Origin of the sequence: Victivallis sp. Marseille-Q1083 (assembly GCF_903645315.1) — a bacterium.
Taxonomy (GTDB): domain Bacteria; phylum Verrucomicrobiota; class Lentisphaeria; order Victivallales; family Victivallaceae; genus UMGS1518.
This window is the reverse complement of sequence record NZ_CAHJXL010000001.1, coordinates 600,100-616,666: the sequence shown is the minus strand read 5'-3', so window position 1 is coordinate 616,666 and position 16,567 is coordinate 600,100. Positions and strand designations below refer to the sequence as shown.

Below are 16,567 nucleotides of genomic sequence, written 5' to 3'. Positions count from 1 at the left end.
TCAATCGCTTTTTTCTTTCAGGATACAGTTTTCAAGGGGATAACCATCCGGCGGGCAAAAGTGAATTTTAACTGCCCTCGGGTGCTGGATTCGAATCTGAAAACATTCGGCCGTCCGGGTCCATTCGATCCCGATTTCGCCATGCGGCGTCGGCACGCTGCCGGCGGCGTGCGGCAGGCCGCACGGCTTCGGCGCAATCCGGCACGCGGCAAAACCGGGAGCTTCGGGAATCACTCCTAGAATCCGCTTGCCGAATTGGATCGCCGGAGTACCGCTCCAACTATGCGAGTAGTCGCCGCAATCCCAGCATTCTTTCAGACTTTCCGGGTGTTCCGCGACCAGTTCATCCCACAAATGCAAGACCTCGGAACCGCGCCGGTCATAGGCGTCAACTGCGGCGAGCGCGTCAAACAGATAATGGCAGAAATACGGCTGAACCTGACGCTGGAGCGTCTTGTCGCACAGGTCGTCGATAATCTCCGCCGCAATCTCCTGCGGTGCCAGCCCGGCCAGAATGGCAAGGATTCCGGTCTGCGGAATCGCGTTGTCGGTATCCGGACCGTTCCGGTAACGCCGGCGCCCGGCGTCAAAATAATGCCGATGAAAATTCTCTTGTATCCGGTTGTATGCCCGGCGAAGTTGTTCGGCACGGTCCTGAGTGCCCTGCCATTCGGCCAATCGAACGCCGGCCTGCAGCCCCAGTGCAAAAAATGCCGTCAGACTCGCCGCGCCGTTGCTCCGGTCGGGATGGTGATAATTGCAATCCCCGATGGCGCGCCAGTCCAGAAACATATAATTGTCCGCCCGGGTCAGCATCCCGTCACCGTCCTCCAGCTGGTGCAGCCCGGCAAATACAAGAGCGACCGCCTGCGGAATCTCCGGTTCCTCCAGAATTGTATGATCCCCCGAGTAGAGAATATATTCGCAGATCATCACCGGAAACAAAGCATTGTAGGTGGTATGGAACAGCAGATGCTGTTTCTGGCACAACAATAACGCAATTCGGATCAGGTCAAGCCGCATCAGCCGGGATTCGCCAAAGAGATAATAGCTCTGCAAGGCGTTAATCCGGTAATCGGCCAGACAGCCGAGCCCTTCTTTGTGAACCGGCGAATCCCAGTGCAGACGCTGCATGCACATGCGCAGGGTATTTTCACAACACTTCCGAATGGCGGAGAAGCTCGAATCGGCACTGTGGAATGGAGCGGCTTCTCCAAGCGGAAATCCCTGCGACATCATGCTGAGCTTGTAGAGCCGCACGTCGTCGTACCCCTCGTAACCGAAGCTGGCAAACACCACCGAGACTTCCAGCCAGAGGACGGCTTCCACACTGTGAAAGCGGAATTTGACGCGTCCGCCGTTGGTACAGTATTCATCGTATTCATGCGGAAATCCCTCGACCTCCTGATAGCGGACGGTCAACCGCGCCCCCGGGGCGCTTTCCATTTCAAATTCCGCACATCCGGCCACTTCGGTCGGAAAATGCAACGCGAAAGTGACCGGCGAGCCGTGTCGAAGCACCAGAGGTCCGCGCCGGCCGAGGAAATCTTCGGTTCCGCTGATGCGTTCGCCGCCGAACCGGATGTTCAGTTGATCCGGGAACACTTCCTGTACCGCCAGCGGCGGCAACGGATAGTACCGCAGTTTCCAGCGTTGCGAGACGGCTGCCGCCAGGCATTGCGCCCGGGTCCACGTCACCGGTTCACGCTCGGGAAAGTAAATCCGCTCCGGGCGGCGGCCGGTATCAAAGCGGCATTCCCAATTTTCATCGGTTCCCAGGAGAAGGCGGTCGCCCTCAAGCAATGCCAGCCGGAAACCGCCGTGTCCGGTGGAGTAATCACACTGGGAATCGCCCTGCAGCATCACTTCCGCAACCACTTCGTTGACGCCGCTCCGGAAAGGAGCCGCGACCTTGTAACTTTCATAAAAGAACCAGTCGGGCACTTCCTGATTGTTCCAGTCGCCGCCGATTTCCGGCGGGCCGTCGCAGACGATTTCGCCATTGACAAAGAGCCGGTATTTGCTGTCTCCGGTGACCAGCAGCCGACAGTCGTCCAGCCGCTCCGGCAGCGTGACCTTCTGCCGGAATACGGCGCTGCCGAAGGCGAAACCGTGATGATCGGTATAATATGATACCGGCGTTGCCTGAGCGTTGGGAAACTCCTGCTCCGGCAGCCAGATCCAACGGGCTTTGGCTGGGAATACCGGAATTTCACGTTTGAAAGAGTTGCGGGTCATGGTCGTCATGGTCTTTCCGGTTCGGACGGATGGTTGCGGCTCCAGATGATCACTTCGTGAGGCGCCAGCGTGATGGCGGCGTCCGCTGTAACTGCCCGGCTGCCGAAAAGAGGAACGGCGTTTGCCGTTTCGAAATTCAAGTTCAAACTGCGGGATATATCGGAGAGATTGACAACCGCAATCAATTTCCGGTCGTTCAACTGCCAGATACCGCCTTCGATTTCCCGATCGCCGGTTTCCAGGCGGGTGAATTCCCCGTGGCGCAAAAACGGCGCCGCAAGTTGTATTTCCTCCGGAATATGCCGCATGCATTCGTACAATTCCGGATAGTCGTCAAGCAGAAATGCGCCATCGGCATAGGTATAAAATTGAATGCCGTGCACATTCGCCAAAAGCGCCTGCCAGACCATATTGCGGATCTGTTGCGGTGTGGGCAGCCCGGGATAGCCGCCGGCGGCGTCTTCCGGCCGCGGATAGCCGAAAGATTGGATGGTGCCGATCGGAACGAACATGTATTTTTCCGCCATTGCAGTCAGAAGAGCCATTTTGTCATAAACCAGCCGGAGCGGATTGAACGGAATCGGGTAGCCGTGGGTCGCCATCATATCCGTCACCCCGGAATAGGATACAATGGTTGAGGCCGTTTCCATGGAGGAAAAGAGCACGCCCTGGGGATCGAGCCGATAGATATTCCGGGCGCGTTGAAGGACATTTTCCCGGCTGTACCCCCAATGTTCCGGTTCATCCAGTTCATGTACCCAACTGACGACCGCGGACCAGTCGCCGCGCTTGGCCTTGATGATATCCAGTGATCTTACATCGCAGTAAATGGCGATGCCGCGGCGGGCGGCTTCCGCCATGAACCGGTCATCCTCCTCGTCGCCGATGGTAGCCATCAAGATTAGATTGTAGCCGTTCTCGGCGGCAAAATCCAGGCATTTCATCCGGTTTTCCGCCGTCACGCCGGAAGCGCGGGATACATGATATAAGCCGATCGGGAAAAACGCTTCACCGTTACGGGAAAGCCAGCCGTTTTCATCGATGTTTAAATACATTTCCGGTGCAGTGACCGTAAAGGTTTGCGGCTCGGTTTCTTTGCCGTCCAGCCAAATCGCCGCCTGATGGTCGCCGGGCTCAAGCCCGCTGAGATTACAGCGCAGCAACCCGTCCTCTCCCACGGTGGCCGGAAACGCAATACCGGATATCAGGACGGCGGCATCGTCACAGGCGCGGTCCGGCAAATTATTCAACTGGATACGCACCCGGCTCAGTTGCCCGGGCTGCAAACGGGCCGGCAGGTGCCAGTGCACCCGGCGATCCGGCGCCGGCCACAACCGCGAGTAAACCGGAAAACCGGCCGATTCCGATTCGATCACGGTGGTTACCGCCCGGTCTGGATCAGGAACTTCAATCCGGTATTCCGCCTCGCCGTCTGCATTGAACTTCAGTTCATTCCGTCCAAGTTCCGCTCCGGACTCGTCCAGCAGCCGCGCCGTGAGTTTCGGCGTATCGGCCGCGCCGGCGTGAAGCATTCCCTGCCAGTGAACGCCATCTGCCTCAAAAGACAGCCGATTGGCGGTCATTTCCAGTTTTTCACGTTCCCACCTGCGGTGAAAGAGCACATTCCCGACCAGATCCCGGATAAATTCTTTGCCGACGATGGAATAGAGTCCGTAATAAGTGGTGATGATCAGGCTGCCCTGCCCATACCGGCGTTCCAGCATCAACGGCTGACCATGTTTGCAGACGATCAGCGGCTCCCAGCCGTCGGGAGCGTCCGGAAAGTGTTGCCACGCTCTCATCTTGAGAAAATATTTTTCCAATGACATGGGTTCTCCCAACCGGATTTCACTGCCTTCGGCAATGCGGCCGTCGCTGTAACTTTCGCTGGAGATCTGACATGGCGCCCAAACAAAAGAGCGCGGCGAATCCTCAAACGGCGCCGCAATCCGATCGGTGGTGGACGCGTAATTGGCATCCATCACCAATATCGTTCCGCCGTTGGCGACATAATCACGCCAGACATCGCCGCATTCGTCGAAACTGCGATCGGCCGAGTAATTGGCACAACTGGTGAAAATCACGATGTCATATTCGTTCAACTGACGGTTCAAGCGTTCCAGTTCGCTTATGCGGTATTTGTCAATCCGTCCCAAGCCGTTCAGCAAGTCCGCCTCGGTATCCATGGCGCCGGGCGTGTCGTTGAGGAGAATGGCCGCAGTCGGCGCAGGAGTGGCGATACAGCACACACTCAACAGGATAGATAATAGACAAATGAGAATCTTTTTATTCATATGATTTCCTTCTTTTTATTTTAGTATAGCGAAAACCCAACAAAAAGGCAATGGATTTTCTGGGAATTATCATGTACTTTTCTTACTTTCTATAAAAAACAGGCCCGTTGGCGATCATATTTTCTTGACACGGGAAATATATCGTGTTATCGTTGCAAACGAATGAGGAAAGAAAGGCGGTAAATGATGAATTCCATGAAATTGGACTTCAGCCGGAGCGTTATCACCAGTATTGTCATTCACGGGAGCCACGGCAACCGGGAACGGGTGGTGCCGCATCTTTTCGCCGATGTAAAATATTATCTGATTTTCAATCAGGAGCCGGTTCGGTTATGGGTGGATGGGAATGTCAGCGAGATTCCGGCATATTGCTGCATTTTGTGGGATAATGCGCATGAGGTCTATTATCATGGGTTGACTCGTTCAATGTGGCGCGGTTCCTGGATCTTTGCACAGGAGGAAGAGGTAGCCCGGGAGATTGCCGCCGGCGGTATCCAGGTGAATACCCCGTATCGTTTCTTGTATGAAGATACCGCGCTGCGCTATTTCTGGAACCTTTACGAGGAGTGTACGGCATACCGGGAGAGCGACGATGACATTATCCGATTATGGCTGCGCGGCCTTTTTCTCGAATTGCGGCGCATTCAGAACAAAGGCGACGGAGGCGGGGTGCGGGTGCCGTCGCCTTTGCTGGAAGCCCGTGCTTTCATTGAGGCGAATCTCATGAATCCGGAACTGTCGCTTCCGCGTATTGCTGCCGTGATTCATCAGGCGCCGAATTATTTCAGCCGATGTTTTCGCGCTCATTTCGGCATGTCGCCGATTCAATATCTGATTGTACGGCGCCTGGAGCTGGCCAAACGGTATTTGCAGCGTACCGATCTGCCGGTGAGTGAAGTGGCGCGCAAGGTCGGATATCCGGACCAGTTCCATTTTTCCAAGTTGTTCCGGCAACACGTTGGGGTATCGCCCAGCCAATTCCGGCATGAAAAAGCGTGTTGTCCCCATGGAAACGCGTGCTGAATAAGACGATGCGACCCAGAAGTGAAATTACCACTGTATTTTGGGGTTGCTACCGATTTCGTTGAGCAGGTCGCCGATGTCACTGCGCAGTTGCATCAGTTGTTTGCCGGTCCGATCGTAATCGGTGGCGTCTTTGACCAGCGAATCGTTGATGGCGCCCAGACTTTCCAACTGGGCGATCTGGGCTTTGGTCAGCCGGATTTTGCCTTCCCGGGCCTGACGCAGCACCGCGTACAGCAGTTGCAGGTATTCATAATCCTCCAGCCCGTCGCGGACCAGTTTCAGGCGGATCGACGGCAACGGACCGTTGACGCCCGGATAGAGCAGAAAGCCGTCGGCGCTGAATTCGGTGGTTCCGAATTGCTCCGGCGGAATTTCCGGGCCGCCGGAGATCGGCTGACGCCAGGGGACGAACTGGTCATTGACCATATTTCCCCACTGCAGCAGCGGTCGGTGGAAGAAGCCGCCGGCTTTGAGTTTGACGGCGAGCAGGCCGGTCAACAGCCGGGTACCGGCCGGCGGCGTTTCCAGCAGCCAGTTGGCACCCGGCGGCAGCGGCCGGCGGGCGACGCTGTACCAGGTGGAGTCGGTGTTTTCGGCCTGGATTGGCGAAGACAGCCGGAGAAAATCCTGCAGCGGGGTGACGCTCAGCTCCACTTCCGGCGGCGCCGGATGGTTGACGGCGGTTTGGCTCATCAGCCGCAATTTGGGGAAAGCCGCTTTCAGTTTGGCCGCGCTGTCCGGCGGCGCCGAACGGTCGAGAAACACGTAGGTCCGGTTATAACGGTCGTCCTGGTCGAGAGCGGGAACCAACTGGCGCAATTGGGCGATCCGGACATCGAGATCGGTTTCCGCCGTGACGGTAAACAGGCAGAGGTCGTCACTGCCGGCTGTCAGGACGGTTTCGGCGATGACGTCCGGATTGAAAATCCGGCTGTCGGGCAGCCGGCAGGCGAGAAACTCGGCTTCGCATCGCTTCATGATTTCCGCCAGTTTCCGGCAGTCGTCGCTCAACGCGCCGTCATCGCGCTCGCCGGTGAGGTATTGCCGCCACTCTTCGGCCAGTTGCCCGGTCGGCGGCTGGCCGTTGCCGGCCAGCGCCAGAAAAGCCGGCGTATCGTAACGGCGGCCGACGGCGGTCGGCAGCGAATTTTGCTGCGGCAGCTTGAAATTCCAGACTTTCACCTGGAAGGGGACGGTTTGCACCGAACCGAGTTCATCGGCCCGGATTTGCAGCGAACCGGAATACATGCCCGGCGCCTGATCGGCGGGAATGGTGACTTCGAGCCAGAACGGCTGCCAGGTCTGGCGCGGCAGCTGGAAGCTTTCCAGGCCTTCGAGCAGCGGATCCGGCGTCCAGCCGTGACCGGGCGCATAATAATCGGTCCAGTCGGAACGGAGATAACCGACCGGATAAATTTTGACTGCGGTCGCCGGCAGTACGTCATTGCTGATGCTTTTCAGATCGCCGCTCAGCCGGAAGGTGAGATTGTTCAAATCCTTGACGGCATAGATGGCCACTTGCTTGGCTTCCGTTTCGTTCCGGGCCGCTTCGATACAACGGCCGGTGGCGGATTGGGGCGGCAGCGGCCGGTCGCGGTAAATCCGGTCGATCGGATCGAACCAGCGGTTGGTGAGTTCGCCGGCCAGCCCGAGATCGATGGCTTCCTGAACGGTGTACTGCTCGCAGATAATACCCAGTTCGGCCACTTCCCGGTCGGCATTGAAATGACGCGCTTTGCGCAACGCCGTCAGCAGTTCATCGACATTGACGGCATTGGCGGCAATCCGGCGCAGGTCGTTGAGTTGCGCGGCATATTCGCTGCGCTGCTCATTGGTTTCGGCCGGCAGGCGCATGCCGCCCGGCGGGATTTGCAGCTCCTCCAGTTCCCGGTTCAATTGCTGGCGTTTTTCTTCCAAATCCAGTGTTTCCAGTTGCAACGCCGTCAATTTCACCGCGTCCTGCGAGGGCGGGAGCACCGAAAACGTCACTTCGGCGACCGGCAGCAGGCGTATCGTGTCATTGAACGCCAGGCGGCATTGGTTTTCTCCGGGCTGGAGCAGGAAATTTTCTTGGTCCAGTGACGTGCGTTCCCCGTTTTGCAGCGTCAGCCGGATGGCCAGTTCGACCGGATGGTCGGCCGGATTGTCGACGGTAGCGACCAGGAAATCATAATCCTGCCAGTCGTTTTGCGACAGCTCGGCGGCCGGCAGGGAGAACTGGCCGGCCGCTTTTTCCGCCGGCAGCGGCAACATCAGGCGGAACGGGGCTGCCGCTGCCAATTGACAGAGGCAGCAGACGAAGAGGAAGTTGAACAGAAATTTCATAATCGGCGTCCCTCGATAAAGCTGATAATTTGGTTTTCCTTGTCATAAAATACCCCCGTTTGGGGCGTCATGCAAATTTCAATCGGCCGGAGAATGGATTCGTTCATTGATGCGCGGCAATATCTCCGGCCAGCTGTTCGACCAGTTCCGGCGTGAAATACTGCATGACGACGACATGCGCCAGCGGCCCGAAATGACGGCAGTCGTTGCAGGCCATGCAGTAACGGTGGACGATTTCCGGCGCCGGCCGCCGGAAGCAGACGGTGTTGGACCACGGATTGACCCAGTTCGGCACCTGATGGTCGGCCAGCTTCCGCTGCAGCAGCCGGGTCATCGCCAGAATGTGGGCGGCCTGCGCCCGGAATCCTTCGGCTCCGGTGGTCATCACCCGCCAGTAAAGTTTCAGCGGGTCGAAGCCGCTGCGCGAACAACTGATGGTCGGAATGGCACCGTTGAGATAGGGCACCTCGATGGCGTTCAGGTCGTCGAGAACAGCTTTCCGGCAGAGAAATGCGCCGGCCGGTTCATTCATGGCCAGGAATTTGTGACCGGAAACCGCCAGGGAATCAAAATGCTGAACTTCGGCCTGCAGAATCCGCCGCGCTTCCGCGTCCTCCAGCCACGGCAGATAACCGCCGAACAACGCGACATCCAGGTGGCGGTAGACCGCCGGCGGCCGGATTTCCGCCAGTACCGCGGCGATGCCGGCTTGATCGTCGATGGCGCCCTTGAACGTGCCGCCGATGGCGATGGCGACCAGTGCCGGCCGTCCCGGTTCCAGTTGCCGGCGGAAATCGGCGATATCCATCGGTCCGGCCGGCTGCGCGGCGATAATCCTGGTTTCGATATTCTGCACATCTCCGAGTTTTTTGACCGAATAATGCGCCTCTTCCGAGACATAGAGAATCGGCGGCAGCGGCGAACGGGCGGCCAGCGCCTTGCGGCCGAAGTAGATGCCGTGCATATTGCCGTCGGTGCCGCCGTTGGTGACGAATCCCCAGTGGCTGCCGTTGAAGCCGAACGAATCGGCCAGAAAATCGATGACCCGGCGTTCGAATTCGTCGGTATTGAGCATATCCCACTCGGTTTTGTACGGATCGCCGACGTTGATCAGCGTGACATCGGCCAGCCCGGTTTCCGCCAGCCAGCGGTAATAATCCCGCAGATTGACCTCCTGGTCGAACGGATAGCCCATTTGGTGGAACTGGCGGTCGACCAGCGCCCTGGCGCAGTCGGTCAGATGCGCCAGCGTCGCCGTGTCCGGCCGGGACGGCAGAGAGATGGTTTTCATTGGCGGCCCTCAAAAAGTAATCAGACAAAAAAGAAACCGCCGGGAAAGCTCCGGCGGAAAACAATGGTTCTACTATAGTTTACAGTTTCGCTTTTGTCAAATCATTAGCTTGTCCGACTTCGGGGGTGTTTCAGTTTTTTTTATTGTGCTATCCGACGGTACTAAATGAAAGAAACGTACTGCTGGAACAATTTCTTGTCGGACGCCTTCATGTACGCCTCCTCGGCGGAAATGACTCCGGCGAGCATCAGTTCCCGCAGCGAACCGTCCATCGAGCACATCCCTTCCGATTTGTGCGATTCGATGATGGTCCGGATATTGGAAATCTGTCCTTCCCGGATGCAATTGGGCAACCCTTCGTTCCACAGCAGGATTTCATGCGCCGCCACCCGGCCGCCGGCTTTGCGGCGGCAGAGGATCTGCGAAGCGATGCCGCGCAGGCTTTCCGCCAGCATCGTCCGGATCTGGGCCTGCTCGTCGGCGGGAAAGGCATCGATGATCCGGTCGATGGTTTTCGGCGCGTTGTTGGTGTGCAGAGTGGCGAAGACCAGCATGCCCATGCCGGCGCAGCTCAATCCGGTCCGGATGGTGTCCAGGTCGCGCATTTCGCCGATCAGCACGATGTCCGGGTCGGAACGCATGGCGCTCAACAGCGCCTGCGAGAAGGACGGCGAATGGACGCCGACTTCCCGGTGGACGATGAAAGAACGCTTGTTGGCATGGACGAACTCGATCGGCTCCTCGATGGTGATGATATGCTTGTAATAGTTGGAGTTGATATAATCGATCATCGCCGCCAGCGTCGTCGATTTGCCGCTGCCGGTCGGCCCGGTGATCAGGATCAGTCCGCTTCTGATATGGCACAGATCGGTCATCACTTTGGGCATGCCGAGCTCCTTCAGCGTCGTCACCCGGCTTGGAATATGGCGCAGCACCGCGCCGGGGCCGTTGGTGTTGACGAAGAAATTGGTCCGGAACCGGGCGACCTCCGGAATTTCGTAGGCGAAATCCAGGTCATGGGTCTGTTTGAAATGTTCCCAGCGATCCGGCGGACAGATGGCCTGCATCGCTTCTTCAACATCGTCCGGCGAATAACTGGTTTCATCGATCGCTTCGAGCCGGCCGTTGAGCCGGATTCGGATCGGCTGGTCGGCGGCGAAGTGCAAATCGGAACCTTTGCGTTCCAGCAGGGTATGCAAATATGAATCGATATTGCGCATGACGTTACCTCGTTTTCTTGCGGTTGGCCATCAGTTTTTTCGCTTCCCTTATGGCGACTTCCTGCTTGAGAATCTCGATCGCTTCCGGGTCTCTCATGTGGTCGAACGCCACCTCCGATGAAATATGCCCGGCTTTGAATTTGTCGATCAGGCATTGGTCGAAGGAGCGCATGCCGCTTTTGCTGCCGGTCTGCATCGCCGCCTTCAACTGGTGCGTCTTGCCTTCGGCGATCAGATTGCTGATCGCCATCGTGTTGATCAGAATTTCATAGCAGACCGTCAGGGTGCCGTCCAGCGCCGGCAGCAGCCGCTGGCAGATGATGCCGCGCAAACTGCCGGCCGCCATCGCCCGGACCTGCGGTTGCTGGAGCGGCGGAAAGACATCGAGAATCCGGTTCAGCGTATTGGCCGCATCGCTGGTGTGCAGCGTGCCGATGACCAGGTGGCCGGTTTCCGCCGCGGTGACGGCGTTTTCGATCGTCTCCAGGTCGTGCAGCTCGCCGCAGGCGATGATGTCCGGGTCTTCCCGCAGTGCCGCCCGCAGCGCGGTATGGTAATCGGCGGTATGGCGGCCGATTTCCCGCTGGGTGATGTTGCAATTGACCGATTCGTGAAGGATTTCGATCGGGTCCTTGATGGCGACGATATGGTCGAAACGCTTGTGGTTGATGATGTCGACCAGCGACGCCAGCGTCGTGGTTTTGCCGCCGCCGGAGGGTCCGGTGACCAGAATCAGGCCGTTCGGGAAGTCCAGCAGCTTTTCGATGACTTTGATGTCCGGCGGCAGGAAACCGAGCTCGATCAGCGGATGAATGGTCGCCGGCAGCAGGCGGTAGCTGCCGGCGATGCCGTCTTTGTGCATCAACAAACTGGTACGGAACCGGCTGTGTCCCATGTCGGTGGCGGTCAGCAAATCCTGCTGCCGCTGGAATTTTGCCAGTTGCTCTTCGTTCAACAGCACGGTATTCAGCCGGTAGGCGTCCTCGGGTGCCAGCGGCCGGTTGCCGATGGTATACAATTTCAGGCAATGGCGAACGAAAGGAACCGCCCCGGCGACCAGGTGCAAGTCGCTGGCGCCCTGGGAGCGCAATTCCTGCAGCAGTTGCATCATCAACTGCTGCAGCGCCTCATCGCTCAAATTGGCGATTTTATCGAGCTTCGGCAACGTGTCCAAGTTCAAATGGCCGTCCGGTTCGGGAAAGGCTTCCTCTTTTTCCGCCGGTTCCGACGGCAACACCGAACCGAACAATTCCTCCGGGGTGATGCGTTCTCCGAAAGCGCCGAGGGAGGCGGATTCTTCCGGCGGCGGAATTTCTTCGGCCTTCGGCACCGGCTCTGCCGGTCCGGCCGGATTGCGCGGCGGCGGGAACGGGACGCCGGTATCAGGCGGAGCGAACAGCTCCGGCGCTGTGCCGAGTTCGGCGTTGTCCAACGCCTCGTCGACATATTGCTGCATCTGATCGATGATGGCCTGGATTTCGGTTTCGGACATCGGTTCATCGGTTGCCATGCCCAGAATCGCCTGGGCATAATCCTCGATCTGCACCGATTCCCCGCCCAGCTCCTCCCAGAGCTCCAGCGCCTCCTCTTGACTGATCACCTCATTCCGGACCAACACGGCGATAAACCACTGAACTTCCAGATTCATTGCGTTATCCCTTCCTGTTCGGTAAAGTTCCCCTGCTACCATTAAGTATAACGTATTCGGGGGTGGCTTGTCAACCCCCTGTCTTAAAAAAATTCAGGAAAATATTTATTTGTAGCAAAATTTCGCCGAAAAGGCAGTTGGAAGGCGGGAAAATTAGAAAAAATGTCACCGGTGCCGGTCCGAACAACTGTTCCGGACCGGCACCGGTTGGAAGCGGGTCAATTGTCGATCGGAGCAGGGGTTGCCGGAGGCGCGGCCTCAGCGGCCGGTCCGTCCGGTTCGCCGGCCGGTTCGAGCGGCCGGTTGCGCAGTTGCGAAAGAGCGTCCTCCGTCTGGGCCAGCTTTTCCTGCAGTTGTTTCAACCGCTGGTCGCGCTCCTGAAGCTGGCGTTCGAAATCGGCGCGCAATGTCTGCAGTTCCGATTGTTTCTGGGCCAGCAGACTTTGGCGTACTTTTTCCATTTCAGCAGCGAACTGCCTGCGCTCTTCGAGAAATTCACCGCGCAGCTTGTCCAGATTGTTCGCCGAGTTGAGGCGCTCGGCACTCAACTGCTGCATCAGCGCGTCGAATTTTTCCGCCTGGGCGGCCAGGATACGGTCGGTGTCGCCGCGGTTGGCCGAGGAGAGCGACTCGGCGGCGGCCTCCAGTCGGGCGTTCAGTGCCGCGCCGGCCGCCCGGCCGGCCTCCGTCTGTTTGGCATTGTAATTCTGGATGACGGCGATGCTGACGACGATGGCCAGCAAACCGACCGCGAACAGCACCAGGAAACCGACGATCATCGGCAGATAAATCCGCCGCAGGCCGGTCCGCAAGTGATTGTTCAACTGGTCGTAATTTTCCAGCCGGGAGCTCAGGCTTTGAATTTCGTGGTTGAAAATTTTGGCGATTTCTTCGGCCGGCACCTGGCGGACCAGCGCCTGGGATTCGGCTCCGGCTTCCGGCGGCGGCACGTCAGGATGATCGACCGGATCGGGACGCAACGGATGGTTGCGCATCAGTTCGTCTTCGATCTCAAAGCTGGATTTGCCGGCGTTGCGCAGCCCGCTGATTTCCCGCAGGACGGCGACCGAACTCGGGAAATAGACCTTGCGCTTGCCGCGGGTTTCAAAATCGATGTATTTGGCGTAGCGCGCCAGCCAGTCGTTGATCGTGGTCCGCGGCACTCCGACGGCGTCGACCAGCTCGGCGACGCTGTACACTTGTTTTTCTTCGGTCATATTGGTCTCCTCAGTTTTCCTTGAAACGCGGTCTTCCCCGGCCTGCGGCCCCGGAATTTCGAACGTGCCGCCCCAAGCGGCGGGGACTCTTCGCGGTTTCCGTTCCCGGCGCGGCGTGCGGCTGACGCTGCATTTCCGCGCTTCGGAAAGACCTGTTCCTTTGATTTTACAGTGAAATTTTCGGGGTTTTTCATGATTTTCCACCCGAAGTCAACGAATTTCGATTGTCCGGCGAATTGCCTTGATATCCGATCCGATCTGTTTCTTCAACTCCTCCGGCGAGATGAAGCAGCGCTCCTCCCGCAGATATTGCAGCAGCTCCACCTGCAGCGACGCATCGTAGAGGTTGCCGTGGAAATCCAGCACATGAACTTCCACCCGGCGCGGGCTGGCGGTATAACGGAAGGTCGGCGCCACTCCGATGTTGACCGCAGCCGGAAAACAGCCTTCTTCCAGGTTGACCCGGGCGGCGTAAACCCCGTCCGGCGGCAAAATGGTGTCGGTGACGGCCAGGTTGGCGGTCGGATGGTCGAGTGCCGTGCCGGCGAGACGGTGGCCGTGCTCGACTTTGCCGTAAAGCGAAAAGGGCCGGCCGAGCATTGCGGCGGCGGCCGAGAACCGCCCGGCCGCCACGGCGCGCCGGATGTTGCTGGAACTGACGATTTCGCCGTCAATGGCCAGCTCCGGCACTGGTTCGAGGCGGAATCGGCGTTCCGCGGCGTAGCCGGCCAGCAACCGGCAGTCGCCGCCGCCGCCGTGTCCGAACCGCCAGGCGCTGCCGACGCAGATGCCGGCAATCTCCAATTCCGGAATGCTCAGCAACGCGTCGAGAAATGCCTGCGGCGACAACGTCGCCAGTTCCTGGTCGAATTTTTTAACCACCACCGCCTGCGCGCCGTATTGGTGCAGCAGTTCGACGCGATTGGCCAGCGGCAGCAGCAGCAGCGGTTTTTCCTGCGGTTTCAGCAGGGCGCGCGGATGGGGATGAAAGGTCAGCGCCACCGGTTTGGCGCCGGTGGCGGCCGCCAGTTCCGCCAGGGTTTGCAGCAGTTTCTGATGACCGCGGTGAACGCCGTCGAAAACGCCGATTGCCAGGGCGATCCGCCGGTAATGGGCGGACCGCAGATCACAGACATGATTGACGACCAGCAGCGCCCGGCGCTGACCGGTCATTTCTTCAACTTGCTTTGCTGTCATAAAGTTTCCGGATGATTTGCTCCGATGGTATTTTTTATGCGGGATTGCCGGAAAACATCTTTGCAATCACCATTATCACAAAGTATATTAAAAACGGATTTTTTCAACCGTCATCGGCCGTTATTCGGGGATTTGAACCGGATTTTTGCTGAAATTCGGCTGGCCGGGCGGCGGGGATGACGGCAAAATGACGATAAAACGACGAGCCTTGTCGCTCAGGAGGAACAATGCGGACGGTTCTGTATCCCGGTACTTTTGATCCATTGACCAACGGCCATCTGGATTTGATCGAGCGGGCGAGCAAGCTGTTTGACCAGTTGATCGTCGTCGTGGCGATCAATCACGAGAAAAATGCGATGTTCACCATCGAGGAACGGGTTCGGATTATCGAGGAAACCTGCCAGCATCTGCCCAATGTCAAGGCGGTTGCCTGGCACGGACTGATGGTCGAAGCGCTGAAATGTTATCAGGCCAAAGCGGTCCTGCGCGGTTTGCGCGCTTTTTCGGATTTCGAATATGAACTGCAGATGGCGTTGATGAACCGCAGCCTGGAGCCGAGTTGTGAGACGATTTTCATGATGCCGACGGCCAACAACTCCTTCGTCAGTTCGCGGCTGGTCAAGGAAGTGGCGTATTTGAACGGGGATTACACCCAGTATCTGCCGCCGGTGGTGGCGAACGCGCTGGCGGCCAAATTGGCGGGAGGTGAATTGTGATCAAGCTTTCCATCGGACTGCTGGAACATCAGAACGTCGAACTGGTCGGCGAAGAACCGGCGGCGATCCTGGATTTGGGGCCGGAATCGATCTATCAGGCGGTCGCGCCGCTGCATTATGAGCTTCAGGCCAAACTGATCACCGGCGGCGTGCTGGTATCGGGCATCGTTTCGACCCGGCTGCGGGGGGAATGCGGCCGCTGCCTCGAGGCTGTCGAGTGTGAAGTCGTCAATGATGATGTCTGTCTGTTTCTGACTCCGGGCGACGCCGCGGAGCTGGATATCACCGAGGACGTCCGCAATGAAATGCTGATCGAATTGCCGATCAATCTGCTCTGCCGGGACGATTGTCACGGTTTGTGTCCGAAATGCGGGGTCAATTTGAATGAAGTTGCCTGCGGCTGCCGGCCCGAGGGCGGTGCTGAAGCGTCGCCGTGGAGTGCGTTGGACGGATTGTCGCTGTAATTGCTTCCCTTATAGATTCATGATGTGACGGTAAATGGTCTCCAGCTCGCAGTGAAGCGCTTCAAAATAGCGTCGATGGTGGGTGTTCAGCCAGGCGAGCTCCGCCGGTTCGCTTGAGGGGATTTCCAGTTGAAACCCGAGCGGACTGCGCTGCGGCTGCCGGTCGGCGGTCAGCGGCTGCCGGATTTCCAGGTGATTGAGGACGACCAGTTCGGCGTGAGCTTCGACCAGCAGCGTTTTCAATTGTCCGACGGTTTCTGCGGAGAGCGGTTTGGGGCGCCAGGTGAACTGGTGCTGATAGATTTCCAGTTCTTCTTCCAAGGCGGCGATGGCGTCGGAAATTTCGTGCGATTTCAATTGGCGGGTGTGTAACGTGAAATCGTCCAGCGCGGCGTTGAACAGCTCGCGGATGCCGGTCAATTTTTCCTTGACTGCCGGCAGATTGTTGTAGGGGACGCACAGGATGTTGACCAGCCAGGCGATGAAGACGCCGACGCTGGTGTCCATCAGGCGCAGCAAACTGTAATTGATCGGGTGGTCGGCGCTGCCGAAGGCGATCATGATGGCCAGAAAGACGACGCTGGCGATGACGATGGCCGCGTTCAGTTTGAATTGATTCAACAGATAGATCAGCAGGATGATGCCGAGTCCGCTGCTCCAGGCGTTATCCGGCAGCAGCAGGCTGAAACCCATGCCGAGCGCGGCGCCGATTGCCGTGCCGATCAGCCGGTTTTTGCCGGCGGTGAACGAGAGAAAAATGGTCTTGTCCATTGAGATGACGATTGCCACCAGTGCGTAAAAGGACATTTCCAGACCGATTAGCCGGTAGAACAGCAGACACAATGTCACCGCGATGCCGGTTTTGATGATTCGCAGGCCCGGCAGCCGGCGCCGCAGACCCGCCCAGGTGATTTCCTTCATAACATTCTCC

Annotated in this window: 12 protein-coding genes; 3 read left to right on the top strand and 9 right to left on the bottom strand. The window is 58.1% G+C overall.

Annotated elements, in window-relative coordinates; genetic code table 11:
* Both HWX74_RS02430 and HWX74_RS02425 read right to left on the bottom strand, forming a co-directional pair.
* Positions 1 to 2,247 carry an alpha-L-rhamnosidase C-terminal domain-containing protein gene (locus HWX74_RS02430; protein WP_176012026.1) on the bottom strand — a complete coding sequence of 749 codons (2,247 nt, stop codon included), beginning with the start codon at positions 2,245 to 2,247 and terminating at the stop codon, positions 1 to 3.
* Positions 2,244 to 4,532, bottom strand: coding sequence for a hypothetical protein (locus HWX74_RS02425; protein ID WP_176012025.1), 2,289 nt, complete (start codon positions 4,530 to 4,532; stop codon positions 2,244 to 2,246). Before HWX74_RS02425 ends, HWX74_RS02430 begins: the two co-directional genes overlap by 4 nt.
* 183 nt (positions 4,533 to 4,715) lie before the next feature.
* On the opposite strand from HWX74_RS02425, the gene HWX74_RS02420 reads away from it, so the two are divergent.
* Positions 4,716 to 5,555, top strand: coding sequence for a helix-turn-helix transcriptional regulator (locus tag HWX74_RS02420; RefSeq protein WP_176012024.1), 840 nt, complete (start codon positions 4,716 to 4,718; stop codon positions 5,553 to 5,555).
* A 27-nt stretch (positions 5,556 to 5,582) separates the two neighbouring features.
* On the opposite strand, the gene HWX74_RS19945 is transcribed toward HWX74_RS02420, so the two are convergent.
* The 6 genes from HWX74_RS19945 to ribF all read right to left on the bottom strand — a co-directional run bounded on the left by HWX74_RS19945 (position 5,583) and on the right by ribF (position 14,456).
* Positions 5,583 to 7,883: a DUF4091 domain-containing protein gene (locus HWX74_RS19945; RefSeq protein WP_217704824.1), complete on the bottom strand. Its 2,301-nt coding sequence runs from the start codon at positions 7,881 to 7,883 to the stop codon at positions 5,583 to 5,585.
* A gap of 103 nt (positions 7,884 to 7,986) precedes the next feature.
* Complete coding sequence (locus tag HWX74_RS02410) at positions 7,987 to 9,174, bottom strand: pyridoxal-dependent decarboxylase (protein ID WP_176012023.1); 1,188 nt, start codon at positions 9,172 to 9,174, stop codon at positions 7,987 to 7,989.
* A gap of 161 nt (positions 9,175 to 9,335) precedes the next feature.
* Positions 9,336 to 10,394 (bottom strand): type IV pilus twitching motility protein PilT, encoded by a 1,059-nt coding sequence (locus HWX74_RS02405; protein ID WP_176012022.1) that lies wholly within the window; start codon positions 10,392 to 10,394, stop codon positions 9,336 to 9,338.
* Between the two features lie 4 nt (positions 10,395 to 10,398).
* Entirely contained in the window at positions 10,399 to 12,042 is a 1,644-nt protein-coding gene (locus HWX74_RS02400) for a type IV pilus twitching motility protein PilT (protein ID WP_176012021.1), read from the bottom strand.
* A 218-nt stretch (positions 12,043 to 12,260) separates the two neighbouring features.
* Entirely contained in the window at positions 12,261 to 13,259 is a 999-nt protein-coding gene (locus tag HWX74_RS02395; RefSeq protein WP_176012020.1) for a MerR family transcriptional regulator, read from the bottom strand.
* 210 nt (positions 13,260 to 13,469) lie between these two features.
* Positions 13,470 to 14,456 carry a riboflavin biosynthesis protein RibF gene (ribF, locus tag HWX74_RS02390; RefSeq protein ID WP_176012019.1) on the bottom strand — a complete coding sequence of 329 codons (987 nt, stop codon included), beginning with the start codon at positions 14,454 to 14,456 and terminating at the stop codon, positions 13,470 to 13,472.
* A 227-nt stretch (positions 14,457 to 14,683) separates the two neighbouring features.
* On the opposite strand from ribF, the gene coaD reads away from it, so the two are divergent.
* A complete protein-coding gene (gene coaD / locus HWX74_RS02385) occupies positions 14,684 to 15,172 on the top strand; it encodes a pantetheine-phosphate adenylyltransferase (RefSeq protein WP_176012018.1) in 489 nt (162 codons plus the stop codon).
* Complete coding sequence (locus tag HWX74_RS02380) at positions 15,169 to 15,636, top strand: DUF177 domain-containing protein (protein WP_176012017.1); 468 nt, start codon at positions 15,169 to 15,171, stop codon at positions 15,634 to 15,636. Before coaD ends, HWX74_RS02380 begins: the two co-directional genes overlap by 4 nt.
* Before the next feature lie 9 nt (positions 15,637 to 15,645).
* Here HWX74_RS02380 and HWX74_RS02375 read toward each other — a convergent pair whose 3' ends face one another.
* Positions 15,646 to 16,557, bottom strand: a complete 912-nt coding sequence (locus HWX74_RS02375; protein ID WP_176012016.1) for an aromatic acid exporter family protein — start codon at positions 16,555 to 16,557, stop codon at positions 15,646 to 15,648.
* Between the last annotated feature and the right edge of the window lie 10 nt (positions 16,558 to 16,567).